At 63.0% G+C, this 12356-nt stretch carries 9 protein-coding genes; 4 read left to right on the top strand and 5 right to left on the bottom strand.

Features of this window, described 5'->3' with window-relative positions; translation table 11 throughout:
• The first annotated feature begins 192 nt into the window (after positions 1 to 192).
• The 3 genes from P9273_RS02625 to P9273_RS02615 all read left to right on the top strand — a co-directional run bounded on the left by P9273_RS02625 (position 193) and on the right by P9273_RS02615 (position 3970).
• Positions 193 to 2058, top strand: a complete 1866-nt coding sequence (locus P9273_RS02625) for an ATP-binding protein (RefSeq protein WP_278047482.1) — start codon at positions 193 to 195, stop codon at positions 2056 to 2058.
• On the top strand, positions 2055 to 3410 hold the full coding sequence (locus P9273_RS02620; RefSeq protein WP_278047481.1) for a sigma-54-dependent transcriptional regulator: 1356 nt from the start codon (positions 2055 to 2057) through the stop codon (positions 3408 to 3410). Before P9273_RS02625 ends, P9273_RS02620 begins: the two co-directional genes overlap by 4 nt.
• A 212-nt stretch (positions 3411 to 3622) precedes the next feature.
• Complete coding sequence (locus tag P9273_RS02615; RefSeq protein ID WP_040985832.1) at positions 3623 to 3970, top strand: hypothetical protein; 348 nt, start codon at positions 3623 to 3625, stop codon at positions 3968 to 3970.
• 48 nt (positions 3971 to 4018) lie between these two features.
• Here the strand turns inward: P9273_RS02615 and P9273_RS02610 are convergent, their stop codons facing one another.
• The 5 genes from P9273_RS02610 to P9273_RS02590 form a co-directional block, all read right to left on the bottom strand.
• Positions 4019 to 4927 (bottom strand): hypothetical protein, encoded by a 909-nt coding sequence (locus P9273_RS02610; RefSeq protein WP_278047480.1) that lies wholly within the window; start codon positions 4925 to 4927, stop codon positions 4019 to 4021.
• Complete coding sequence (locus P9273_RS02605) at positions 4891 to 5682, bottom strand: hypothetical protein (protein WP_278047479.1); 792 nt, start codon at positions 5680 to 5682, stop codon at positions 4891 to 4893. The genes P9273_RS02610 and P9273_RS02605 overlap by 37 nt, the downstream gene beginning before the upstream one ends.
• A gap of 119 nt (positions 5683 to 5801) precedes the next feature.
• A complete protein-coding gene (gene ggt / locus P9273_RS02600; RefSeq protein WP_278047478.1) occupies positions 5802 to 7541 on the bottom strand; it encodes a gamma-glutamyltransferase in 1740 nt (579 codons plus the stop codon).
• A 230-nt stretch (positions 7542 to 7771) separates the two neighbouring features.
• Positions 7772 to 9064 carry an L-rhamnose catabolism isomerase gene (rhaI, locus tag P9273_RS02595; RefSeq protein WP_278047477.1) on the bottom strand — a complete coding sequence of 431 codons (1293 nt, stop codon included), beginning with the start codon at positions 9062 to 9064 and terminating at the stop codon, positions 7772 to 7774.
• A 162-nt stretch (positions 9065 to 9226) separates the two neighbouring features.
• Positions 9227 to 11329: a bifunctional rhamnulose-1-phosphate aldolase/short-chain dehydrogenase gene (locus P9273_RS02590; protein WP_278047476.1), complete on the bottom strand. Its 2103-nt coding sequence runs from the start codon at positions 11327 to 11329 to the stop codon at positions 9227 to 9229.
• 188 nt (positions 11330 to 11517) lie between these two features.
• Between P9273_RS02590 and P9273_RS02585 the strand changes: the two genes are divergently transcribed.
• Positions 11518 to 12327 (top strand): DeoR/GlpR family DNA-binding transcription regulator, encoded by an 810-nt coding sequence (locus tag P9273_RS02585; RefSeq protein ID WP_278047475.1) that lies wholly within the window; start codon positions 11518 to 11520, stop codon positions 12325 to 12327.
• Positions 12328 to 12356: the final 29 nt, after the last annotated feature.

The raw sequence follows: 12356 nt of genomic DNA, 5'->3' as shown, positions 1-12356 counted from the left end.
GGCTGTTGACCTCCACAGCCTCGCGGCTGCTGCGGATGCATTTGCAACGCGCGTGCCAGATGACGCCCGAAGCCTCGGAATGTTGATTTCGGTGGCTTTTTCGGAACTAACGAGGGGCATCTGCCAGAGAATCCGTGCGGTTATCCGCATAGGTCGGATTGTGCTTTGTGCGAAATCATGCACAGATGCGGCATGCTGCAACGCCCTGCCGCCGTCCTCGCCGTGACGCCCGAACTGCTTGCCGGGCGGGCGCGGCGCGCCTGGCTGCTGTTTACGGCGGTGGCGCTGGCGATCATCGCGGTGGCGCTCTATGGCGCAGGCCTCTATGGTCGCTCGACCGAGATCGAAGCGCTGGCAACGCAAGGGCGCACGGACGCCAACCTCAAAGTCGCGCTGCTGCGCGCGGTGCTGGAAAATCCGCGTGCGCTGCCGCTGCTCCTCTCCGAGGACCAGCAGGTGCATGACGCGCTCGCCAAACGCAGTCCTGCCGCGATCGATGTGCTCAATCGCAAGCTCGAAGGGCTCGTGTCCGGCACCAAGGCCTCGGTGCTCTACGTCACCGGCACCGACGGGTTGGCGATCGCTTCCAGCAACTGGCGCGAACCGGTTAGCTTCGTGGGCAACGACTATGGTTTTCGTGCCTATTTCTCGGGCGCGATGCAGACGGGCACGGCCGAATATTTCGCGCTCGGCAACGTCAGCAAACGCCCCGGTCTCTACATCTCGCGCCGCGTCGATGGGCCTTCCGGGCCGCTCGGCGTCGTCGTGGTCAAGATGGAGTTCGACCAGCTCGAGTCCGACTGGCATGAGGCCAACCGCCCGGCCTATGTCAGCGATGCGCATGGCGTGGTGCTGATCACCAGCGTGCCCTCCTGGCGTTTCATGACGATTGCACCGCTGGCCGCTCCGGTCACGGCCGACATCCGCGCCAGTCAGCAATTCGGCGATGCGCCGCTGGTGCCCTTGCCGGTCACGAAGCCGCAGCCGCTGAGCTCCGACGTCGCGCTGGTCCATGCCATCACGCCCGGAGGCAGCGACGCCGAGTATCTGCGGCTTTCGACCGCGGTGCCGTCTACGCCTTGGCGGCTCGACTATCTCGTTCCGGCCGAAGCACCGGTCGCGGCGGCGCAGCGCGAGATGCGGCTGCTTGCGCTTGGCGTGGTGGTGCCGCTCATCGCCTATGCCGCCTATCTGTTGTGGCGCCGGCAGTCCGGCCAGATGCGGATCGCCGCCGAGCAGGCGGCACGCGCCGAGCTCGAGCGCCGGGTCGTCGAGCGCACGCAGGACCTTAGCCTGGCGCGTGACCGGCTGCAGGCCGAGATCGCCGACCACCGCAGCACCGAGGCGAAGCTGCAGGTGATGCAGCAGGAGCTGGTGCAGGCCAACCGGCTTGCCACCCTTGGCCAGGTCGCCGCTGGCGTCGCGCATGAAATCAACCAGCCGGTGGCGACGATCCGCGCCTATGCCGACAATGCACGCGTGTTCCTGGAGCGCAAGCAGAGCGCCTCAGCCGACGAGAACCTTGGCGCCATCGCCGCGCTGACCGAGCGCATCGGCTCGATCACCGAGGAGCTGAAAGCCTTCGCCCGCAAGGGCCGCACCGCGGCCGAGCCCATTGAATTGCGCGGCGTGATCGAAGGCGCCGTGGTGCTACTCAGGAGCCGCTTCGCCGGCCGGCTGGACGCGCTGGCGATTACACTGCCGCCGCCGAAGCTGAAGGTGATGGGCAACCGGCTGCGGCTGGAGCAGGTGCTGATCAATCTGTTCCAGAATGCGCTGGAGGCGCTCGAGGGCCGTGAGGGCGCGCGGGTCGAAGTCTCCGCCACCGAAACCGGCGAAGAGGTGGCGGTGGTCGTTTCCGATAACGGCCCGGGCATACCGCCCGCGATCCTGAAATCCCTGTTCACGCCCTTCAACACCTCCAAGGAAAAAGGCCTCGGGCTCGGCCTGGTCATCTCCAAGGACATCGTCGCCGACTATGGCGGGCGCATCGAGGTGGTGAGCAGCGGCCAGGGCACACGCTTCACCGTCCATCTGTCGAAGGCCGGCGCAGCATGACCAAGGACGATCCCGCACCGGTGATCCTGATCGATGACGACGGCGATCTGCTCAAGGCGACAAGGCAGACGCTGGAGCTTGCCGGCTTTTCGGTGTCGGCCTACGCGGTGGCGAGCGAAGCGCTGGCGGCGCTCGACAAGACTTTCGCCGGCGTGGTTGTCTCGGACATCCGCATGCCGGAGATCGACGGGCTGCAGCTTTTCGACCGCGTCTTGCATCTCGATCCCGACATTCCCGTCATCCTGGTCACCGGCCATGGCGACATCGCCATGGCCGTCAAGGCGATCAAGGACGGCGCTTACGACTTCATCACCAAGCCTTTCGCCGCCGACCGGCTGGCGCAGAGCGTGGCGCGCGCCGCGGAGAAACGCCGGCTGGTGGTGGAAAACCGCGCCTTGCGCGAAGCGGCTGAGCAGGCGCAGGAGGGATTACCGCTGATCGGCCAAACGCCTGCGATGGAGCGGCTGCGCCGGACGCTGAGGCAGATCGCCGACACCGATGTCGACGTGCTGGTCACCGGCGAGACCGGCTCCGGCAAGGAGGTTGTGGCGAACCTGCTGCACCGCTGGAGCCGCCGCGCCAAAGGCAATTTCGTCGCGCTCAACTGCGGCACGCTGCCGGAGACGGTCATCGAAAGCGAGCTGTTCGGCCACGAGCCCGGCGCCTTCACCGGCGCGCAGAAGAAGCGCGTCGGCCGTATCGAGCATTCGAGCGGCGGCACGCTGTTCCTCGACGAGATTGAAAGCATGCCGGCCGCGACGCAGGTGCAGATGCTGCGTGTCTTGGAAATGCGCGAGGTGACGCCGCTCGGCACCAATGAGGTTCGTCCGGTCGATCTGCGCGTCGTCGCCGCCGCCAAGGTCGATCTGGGCGACGCCAGCCAGCGCGGCAATTTTCGCGAGGACCTCTATTACCGGCTCAATGTGGTGACGCTTTCCATTCCGCCGCTGCGCGAGAGGCGGGACGACGTGCCGCTTCTGTTCGGTTACTTCGCCGAGCGGGCCGCCGCCCGCTTCCGGCGCTCCGTGCCGGCGATCTCCACCGCGGTCCAGCGTCATCTGAGGGACCATGACTGGCCTGGCAATGTGCGCGAGCTCGCCCACTTCGCCGAACGCTTCGTGCTCGGGCTCGACAGTGTCGGCGAAAGGCCTTCCCCAGCGGCAATGGAGAGCGACGCCGCGATGCCGTTGCCGGAGCGGCTCGATCGCTATGAGGCCGAGATCATCCGCGAGACGCTTGGTCGCAACGACGGCGATGTCCGCCGCACCATCGAGGCGCTCGGCATCCCGCGCAAGACCTTCTACGACAAGCTGCAGCGGCACGGCATCGTGCGCAGTGATTTTTCCAGATAGGTCAAGGCCAGAGATGGAGCATGATGTCGTCCGAAACCGCTTCGCACCTTTCGGCATCATGCCCTGGAACCGCAACGTCGCTACGCCGTTGAGATCGACCGGTAAACCGTGGCACGCGGGCATCAGCCGGACGGTGAATGCATCGCCGTGGCGGCTTTGCCGGGTTGCGCTCGGCAGGCGTTGATGGTTTGTTGCCGCCCAGCGGAGAATGAATGATGCGCGAATCCCTCGGTCAAGACGAATACGGCTCGACCAGCCCCTTCGATCCGGACGACCTGCCCAATCTCAATGCGATGGGGCCGGCAATGGGCAGCGGCAATGATTTCGAGAAATATGCCGTCGCCGTCATCATCGTCTTCGGCGCGCTGATCATCGGCGGCCTGATGGCCGCCTCCATGTCCTTCGGCCACCGCAACGGCTTCCTGTTCGCGCTTGGCGGCGCCACGGCGGCCTGGATTTCGGGCAATGCGCTGCTGCTCGACCGACCGCGCATCTATGCGCTGTTCGTCGCCATTGCCGCCGTTATGCTGATCGCCTCGACGATCACGCTGGTGACCTGATCAAACGACCCAACTGGTTGCGATAAAACCAACCCGGGTCTCTCCGCATCAGCTGGCCTCTGGCAGCGCTACAGGGGCTTGGGCCTCCCATTCGACCACGTCGGCCTTGATCGGATGGTAAAGCATGGCCTGTTGCTTGAACGCGGTGTGGTCTTCGTGAAAATAAGCCGTCATCGATGGGCGCCAGACGAATGTCCCGGGACCGAGATGGGGGTCCTTCGCTGTATTCAGATAGTTTCGCCTTCTTCGGCGCCAAGGCACGAACGGTCCGGTGCCGCCGATGTCCTCGATCCTGAGACCATGAACGCGCGCAATGGTCGGCACGAGGAATTCGTAGTGCCCGCTCCATTCGCCTGTCGAAAGCGCCTCCTCGTAGACATCAATCAAGCGCCGCGAAACGCGCATGATGGGCATAAATGCTCTCGTGAACCATGATTTCGGGCACGGTCCATTTGCCCAGCCCCAGAATGTCCAGCGCCGATCCCGGCGGCGCGTATTGAGCGTCGTCGCCAGCAAGTCCGCGCCATTGTTTGAAAACTGCTGGAAAAAATCGAGCCACCGGCCGGCAAAGTCGACGTCGTATTCGAGAACCCAGACGAATTCCCGATTCGCGGACTTCGCCAAAGGGAAGAGGACGATGTCCATATAGCCCATCGACAAGTTCCCGGAACTCACGGCTTGCCGCACGCGCACGGAGGTCCGGTCGATCTCGAAGTCTCCTCGTCCTGCGACGAGATCGCTCAGGGTCCACGGATTATAGGCGAACTGCCAGTCAATGATCGCCTCCGTTTCGTGGCGGAGACGATCAAAATGAGCACGTATTCGATCGTTCAGCACATGCGTTATGAAGATTCCTGCCTGCCGGTCACCTGCCGATGGGCCGAGCAATGGCCGCTGAACCGCCGCGAAGCGAAAGGGATTCATCGGCAGGCGATCCTGCGGAAAAGCCGCTTCCATCCCCTGGTCGCTTCCGCGGGTGCGGGCCGCTCGTTATGGAGCCGAAGGGCCAGAGCAGATATGTCCGAGTCTTCCAGCGGGCTAAATTCATAAAGGGCCGGATCGAAGTCCTCGTAGAGATACTGATACTTCAACAATTCGAACGCTCCCGGCTCCATTTTCTCATAGAATTCGAGTTTGCTGGCTCTCTGCTCGCGACTTCGTACAACCCAGTCGAAATGGTAGATGCGGCACTCCGAAGGCGCGTACAAGACGTCAGATTCATTGAACGAGAAGCCCGGCGTGTGGATCTTCTTCTTGAATTTTACAGAATGGACGAGGAACCCTCTAAACTGAAAGTCGTGCGGCGGCAAATTGGGCAACTTCGCAGCGAAAACAGCCATAGAATCGATAACGGCCACAGCGCGGCGCGGAACGGCTATCACTGGTTTGTTTGTCGGCGCCGCAACATCGCGCAGCCAGGTCAGCAAGGCACGTGAGGGAAATTCATCGTCGTCCAACCGGAAAATACGTTTTGCGCGCGAGACGGCTGCAATCTTCGGCAGAATGCCTTCGACATAAGACCTCCCCCACCTGACAGATAGCTTGGTAGCCAAGTCAACTTTACGAAGCACATCTTCCACGTATCTCGGCGATGAACGGCTATCGACGAAATACCGAATTTCAATCCCGAGCCGTCGATATTCTTCGGCAATGATCAGACTGTGCGGCCCCCCGTCACGCGTAGGAACCACCAAAGAAAAACTCTCGCTCATTCATCAACTGCCCCCCAATAGCGCCACCCCAAGGGCGCCCCGGCATATTAAGGCATGGAAGAACAGCGCCCGCTACTGCGCCTCCTGTAATTTTTAGCTGGTCCTCAATAGCCTTGAGTCTAATATCCCAGCGCCTCGCCGGCAGCCGCGCGGCTGTCGATGGCGCCGTTGTACCGCGCACCGCCGCCCTTCCCGATTTCGCCCAGGCTCTTGCCGCCGACAAGGATGCCGGCGGCTTGGCCCCAGGTCTGGTCGCTGAGATCGAGATGGTAGCCCATGCCGGCAAGCAGCTTCTCCGTGTCCGGCGACAGCCCGAACGGTTCGACATAGATCGTGTCCGGCAGCCATTGATGGTGGATGCGCGGCGCATCGATCGCCTGCTGGATGTCCATGCCGTGATCGATGACGTTGACGATCGCCTCCAGCGTGATGGTGATGATGCGCGAGCCGCCCGGGCTGCCTATCACCATGAATGGCTTGCCGTCCTTGGTGACGATCGTCGGGCTCATCGAGGACAAAGGCGTCTTCTTCGGCTGGATGGCGTTGGCCTCGCCCTGGACCAGCCCGTAGAGGTTGGGCACGCCGGGCTTCTGGGTGAAATCGTCCATCTCGTTGTTGAGCAGGATGCCGGTGCCGTCGGCGACGACGCCGGCACCGAAGGAGCCGTTCAGCGTATAGGTGACCGCGACCGCGTTGCCGTCCTTGTCGATGATCGAATAGTGCGTGGTTTCCTTGGACTCGCCGAAGCCTTTCGGCATCAGGTCCTTCGAGACGCCGGCACGAAAAGGGTCGATCTTGTCGCGGATGTCCTTGGCATAGTTCTTTTCGAGCAGTTTCGAGACCGGATTGTCGACGAAATCGGGATCGCCGAGCGCCGAGTTGCGGTCGACATAAGCGTGACGCATGGCTTCGACCATGACGTGGACCGTCTCGGCCGATCCGGGGCCGAGATAGGAGAGCGGATAGCCCTCCAGCACGTTGAGGATCTCGCAGATGATGACGCCGCCCGAGCTCGGCGGCGGCGAGGAGATGATCTCATAGCCACGGTAGTCGCAGGTCACGGGCTTCAGCTCGCGCACGGCATATTGCTCGAAATCGCCCTTGGCGAGGATGCCGCCCTTGGCGCCGCTCGCCTTGACGATTTGATCGGCGATGGCGCCCTTGTAGAAGGCGTCGGGGCCCTTTTCCGAGATCGCCGACAGCGAGGCGGCGAGGTCCGGCTGAACGAGCTTCTCGCCGATGCCATAGGGCTTGCCGTCTTTCTTCAGGAAGATGGCGGCCGCTGCCGGATCCTTTGCCAGACGGTCGGCGCTGCCTGCGAATGAAGCCGCGTCGCCCTGGTTGAGGACGAAACCGTCCCTGGCATAGGCAATCGCCGGAGCCATCAGATCGTGCCTCGACAAGGTCCCGTATTTCTCGCGCGCCATCTCGAAACCGGCGACCGAGCCGGGCACACCGACGGCGAGATAGCCGTCGAGACTGGCGCCCTTGATCGGATTGCCTTGTTTGTCGAGATACATGGTCCGGGTGGCCGCGAGCGGCGCGCGCTCGCGGAAATCGAGGAAGGTCGTGCGGCCGTCCTTCATGCGCACGGTCATGAAGCCGCCGCCGCCGATATTACCGGCATTGGGATAGACCACGGCGAGCGCGTAGCCGACGGCGACCGCGGCATCGACGGCATTGCCGCCCTTCTTCAGCACGTCGACACCGACTTCTGTGGCGAGATGCTGGGCGGTCACCACCATGCCGTGCTCGCCCTTGGCGGGAGCGGGCGATGCGGCGAAGACGATGGTCGACGGCGTGAGGATGATTGCGAGCGAAAGGGTGACGCCGATCAGCGTCCTGCGGGTCAAGGGCATGGCGGTGCTCCTGGCATTGGGGACGCCTAGGAAAGACCGTGGGGGCGAATTAGTCCAATAAACAATTAGAGCAGAGCCCCTCACCCGGATTGCCGAGTCGAATTGCGAGAGCAATTCGGGCAATCCGACCTCACCCCACGGGGAGAGGACTTTGCGCCGGCGCTGATCTCTTCTCCCCTCGGGAGAAGGTCGCCGCGCAGCGGCCGGATGAGGGGGAGTGGCTCTGCCTGTCAGATGATACCGCCGCCGCCACTCGCGACCGCCGGGCGCTCCGCCGCGACCTTCGCGCGGTAGCCGGCTTCGCGATAGGCCGCGACGGGATCGATGGCGCCGCCGGTTCTGAGTCGCGCCATGGCTAGGATCGGCTCGACATCAGTTCGGTAGGCAGTTTTCAGCGTCTGCGTCGCCATCAGCGCATCATTAGCGTCCTGGAAGCCCTCAAGTGCCTTGCGGTCGACCAGCAGCGCCTGCGCGTAGGCGCGCTGCACCTCGACCGCGGACAGCATCAGGCTTTCGATTGGATCGGTGACGTTGTGGCTCTGGTCGAGCATATGGGCGGGATGGAATCCTTTCGCACCGGAAAGCTCGGCATCGACCAGTTCGTTGAAGACGAGGAAGAGGCGATAGGGATCGATCGAACCGGTATCGAGATCGTCGTCGCCATATTTGGAATCGTTGAAGTGGAAGCCGCCCAGCTTGCCGAACTGGATCAGCCGCGACACGATCATCTCGATGTTGACGTTGGGCGCGTGATGGCCGAGGTCGACCAAGCAGAAGGCCTTGTCGCCGAGCTCCCTGGCGATGATGTAATTGGTGCCCCAGTCCTGCACGACGGTCGAATAAAAGGCCGGCTCATACATCTTGTGCTCGGTGAACAGCCGCCAGTCATCCGGCAGGCCGGCATAGATTTCGCGCATGGCGTCGAGGTAGCGCTCGAAGGCCTTTGCGAAATTGACCTGGCCGGGGAAGTTGGAGCCATCGCCGATCCACACCGTGAGCGCCTTCGAGCCCAGCGTCCTGCCGATCTCGATGCATTCGAGATTGTGCTCGACCGCCTGGCGGCGCGTGCCGGCGTCGGCATGCGACAGCGAGCCGAATTTGTAGGAAAGCTTCTGGTCCTTGGCGTCGGAGAAGGTGTTGGAGTTCATGGCATCGAAGCCGAGTCCGAAACGGGAGGCAGCCTGTTTCAGCCGGTTCGGATCGGCCTTGTCCCAGGGGATATGCAGCGAGACGGTCGGCGTCGCCTGCGTCAATTGGCTGATGACGGCGCAGTCCTCGATCTTGTCGAAGATGTCGCGCGGCTCGCCGGGGCCCGGGAAACGGGCAAAGCGCGTGCCGCCGGTGCCGACACCCCAGGACGGGATCGCGACGCCGAATTTCTCGACCTTGTCGCGGATCGCATCGATGGCGATGCCGCGGCGGTCGAGGCGTTCGCCGAGCGAGGCGTAGTCGCGTTCGAGATCGGCCTTGCGCGCAGCGTTATGCTTGGCGATGAGACCGGTTGAGATGATCGTTTCGGACATCGTATCCTCCCCAATATTCGTCGGCGCCGCCCCTCATCCGCCTGCCGGCACCTTCTCCCCGTGAAGGACGGGGAGAAGGGACAAGCTCCGGCGCTGGCGACCCCCTCTCCCCGTTCTTCACGGGGAGAGGGTAAGGTGAGGGGCAGCGCCGCCGTCGATAGTTTACCGCGTAAAGCTTTGCGCGTTGCCGGCGTCGACGTTGACGATGTTGCCGGTCGACTTGGCCGACATGTCCGAAGCGAAGAAATAGATCGCTTCGGCAATGTCTTCCGGGAAGACCGAGCGCTTCAGCATCGAGCGCGAGCGGTAATGCTCCTCGAGGTCGTCGGTCGACATCTTGTAGGCAGCGGCGCGCTGTTCCTTCCACTCGCCGGTCCAGATTTTTGAGCCGCGCAGCACGGCGTCCGGGTTGACGACGTTGACCCTGATCTGCGCTTCCGCGCCCTCCAGCGCCAGGCAGCGGGCGAGATGGATCTCGGCAGCCTTGGCCGTGCAATAGGCAGACGCGTTCGGCGAAGCGGCGAGCCCGTTCTTGGAAGCGACGAAGACGACATTGCCGCCGATCTTCTGCGCGCGGAACAGGCGGAAGGCCTCGCGCGAGACGAGGAAATAGCCGGTGGACAGGATGTCCATGTTCTTGTTCCACAACGCCAACGTGGTCTCTTCGATCGACGCCGAGGAGGCGAGGCCGGCGTTGGAAACCAGGATGTCGATGCCGCCGAATTCGACCGACGTTTCGGCGAAGCCGGAAAGCACTTGATCCTCCGACGTCACGTCGATCCGCACCGGACGGACGAAGTCTTTGCCGTAAGCTTTCGAGAGCTCTTCATTAGCGCTGGCCAAAGCGGCCTCATCGATATCGGCGAGCACCACGCAGGCGCCCTCGCGCAGCAGCCGGTTGGCGGTGGCACGGCCGATCCCGCCGGCGCCGCCGGTGACCAAGGCTATCTGGCCGGCCAGCGCCTTCGGCTTCGGCAAGCGCTGGAGCTTGGCTTCCTCGAGCTGCCAGTATTCGATGTCGAAGGCTTCCTGCGCAGGCAGGCCGACATAGGAAGAGACTGTCGAGGCGCCGCGCATGACATTGATGGCGTTGACATAGAACTCGCCGGAGATGCGCGCCGTCGCCTTGTCGCCAGCAAAGGTGAACATGCCGACGCCGGGCATCAGATAGACGACCGGATTGGGATCGCGGATGGCGGGCGAGTCCGGATGCTTGCAGCTGTCGTAATAAGCCTGATAGCCGACGCGGTATTCGGCGATGTCGTCGGCCAGCCGCGCGATGACGGCGTCGACATCCGGCTTTGCTGGGTCGAACTCGATGACCAGCGGCCGGATCTTGGTGCGCAGGAAATGGTCCGGGCAGGAGGTGCCGAGTGCCGCCAGCGGGCGCAGGTCCTTGGAATTGACGAATTCGAGCACCGCCGGCTGGTCATCGAAATGGCCGAGCTTATGGCTCTTTTCGGAGATCAGGCCGCGGATCCGCGGCATCAGCTTGGCGGCAATAGCGCGGCGCGCCGATGCGTCGAGCGCCTGTACCGCTTCGCCACCGAAGATCGCCTTGCCTTGCGATTTCCGCTCGAACCAGTCGATCGCCTGGTTGATCACCGCAATCGTCGTCTCGTAGCATTCCTTCGGCGTGTCGCCCCAGGTGAACAAGCCGTGGCTTTCCAGCACGACGCCCTTGGCATCTGGATTTTCCAGGCAGAATTTCTCCAGCCACAGGCCGAGCTCGAAGCCTGGCCGCTTCCACGGCAGCCAGCCGATGGCGTCGCCGAAGATCTCCTTCGTGATCGCCTTGGAATCCTTGGCCGCGGCGACCGCGATGATGGCGTCGGGGTGCATGTGGTCGACGCAAGCCTTCGGCACGTAAGCGTGCAGCGGCGTGTCGATGGAGGCCGCGCGCGGGTTAAGATTGAAGGTACAATGAGGCAGGTACCCCACCATCTCGTCCTCGTGCTCGACGCCTCGATAAAGGCCTTTCAGCGCGCGCAGCTTGTCCATGTAGAGGGTGGCGAAACCGTCAAGCTTGATCGAGGCACTGTCGCCGCCCGAGCCCTTGACCCACAGCACCTCGACGTCCTCGCCGGTCAGCGGGTCCTTCTGCCAGATCTTGGAGGAGGTGTTGCCGCCGCCATAATTGGTGACGCGCTTGTCGGACCCCAGTGTGTTCGAGCGATAGACCAGGAGCTCGGGACCGCTCATCCCTTCGGCTTTTGCATCGTCCCAAAGATTGGCGAGGCGCGAGCCGGAGCGCTTGTCGAGCATAGGTATCCTCCCTTGAAGCGCGAACGCCGCGCTCCTCTTTTCTCGCGGCGAATGTCTACGCAAGCGGCCTGCTTGTCAATCACAAACGATCAATATCGATCATATTGCACTGCACAATGAAAATATATGATCGGAAATGATTGACACTGCGTGTTTTCTGGTGCCTGATGCTTGGGCAGGGAGGAACCATGCACGAAAAAGAACGCCACAGGATCATTCTGTCCGCCGTCCAGGAAAAGCCTGTGGTGACGGTGCAGGAGATGGTCGAGTTGACGGACTCCTCCGAGGCGACGATCCGGCGCGACATCGCGGCGCTCCATGTGCAAAAGCGCCTGCGCCGGGTGCGCGGCGGCGCCGAGGCGATCTCGCCGCCGCAGTTCATCGGCCTTGCCGGCCGGCCCTTCTCGGTCAACGAAACGCTGAATGCCGCGCAGAAGCGGGCGATCGCGCGGGAAGCGGTGAACCTTTGCACCGACGGCGAGCCGATCATCATCAATGGCGGCACCACCACTTTCCAGATGGTGCATTTCCTGACCGGCCGCCGCATGCCGATCTTCACCAACTCCTTCCCGATCGCCGAGCACCTGCTCAAGCACTCGAAGAATACGGTGATGCTTTCGGGCGGCACGATCTACCGCGAGCAGAACATAATCCTGTCGCCCTTCGACAATGACGTGACGCGCAATTTCTATGCGCGGCGCATGTTCATGGGCGCGCAGGGGCTGGGGCCGCTCGGGCTGATGGAAGGCGATCCGCTGCTGATCCAGGCTGAGCAGAAATTGATCGACCAGGCAGACGAACTGGTGGTGCTGGTCGATTCCTCGAAATTCCGCATGCGCTCCAGCCTGATCCTGTGCGGGCTGTCGCGCATCGCTACCGTGATCACCGACGACGGCATCGAGGACCGCGAGGCCACGATGCTGGAAACGGCGGGCGTGGCGCTGGTCGTCGCCCGCAGACAGTCAAGCGACAAGGAAGAATCTTCACTGCAGGCCTGAGGGAACTCACGCCCGCAGCGGCGATGGAA

Source organism: Mesorhizobium sp. WSM4935 (assembly GCF_029625735.1).
Lineage (GTDB): Bacteria > Pseudomonadota > Alphaproteobacteria > Rhizobiales > Rhizobiaceae > Mesorhizobium.
Note: the sequence above shows the minus strand (reverse complement) of the source record. Positions and strands in the feature narration are given on the sequence as shown.

Coding starts and splice junctions, on each gene's coding strand:
- P9273_RS02590 (WP_278047476.1), bottom strand. CDS start 11,329: ATGCTCGACAAGCGCTCCGGCTCGCGCCTCGCCAATCTTTGGGACGAT.
- P9273_RS02625 (WP_278047482.1), top strand. CDS start 193: ATGCTGCAACGCCCTGCCGCCGTCCTCGCCGTGACGCCCGAACTGCTT.
- ggt (WP_278047478.1), bottom strand. CDS start 7,541: ATGCCCTTGACCCGCAGGACGCTGATCGGCGTCACCCTTTCGCTCGCA.
- P9273_RS02610 (WP_278047480.1), bottom strand. CDS start 4,927: ATGGAAGCGGCTTTTCCGCAGGATCGCCTGCCGATGAATCCCTTTCGC.
- P9273_RS02585 (WP_278047475.1), top strand. CDS start 11,518: ATGCACGAAAAAGAACGCCACAGGATCATTCTGTCCGCCGTCCAGGAA.
- P9273_RS02605 (WP_278047479.1), bottom strand. CDS start 5,682: ATGAGCGAGAGTTTTTCTTTGGTGGTTCCTACGCGTGACGGGGGGCCG.
- rhaI (WP_278047477.1), bottom strand. CDS start 9,064: ATGTCCGAAACGATCATCTCAACCGGTCTCATCGCCAAGCATAACGCT.
- P9273_RS02620 (WP_278047481.1), top strand. CDS start 2,055: ATGACCAAGGACGATCCCGCACCGGTGATCCTGATCGATGACGACGGC.
- P9273_RS02615 (WP_040985832.1), top strand. CDS start 3,623: ATGATGCGCGAATCCCTCGGTCAAGACGAATACGGCTCGACCAGCCCC.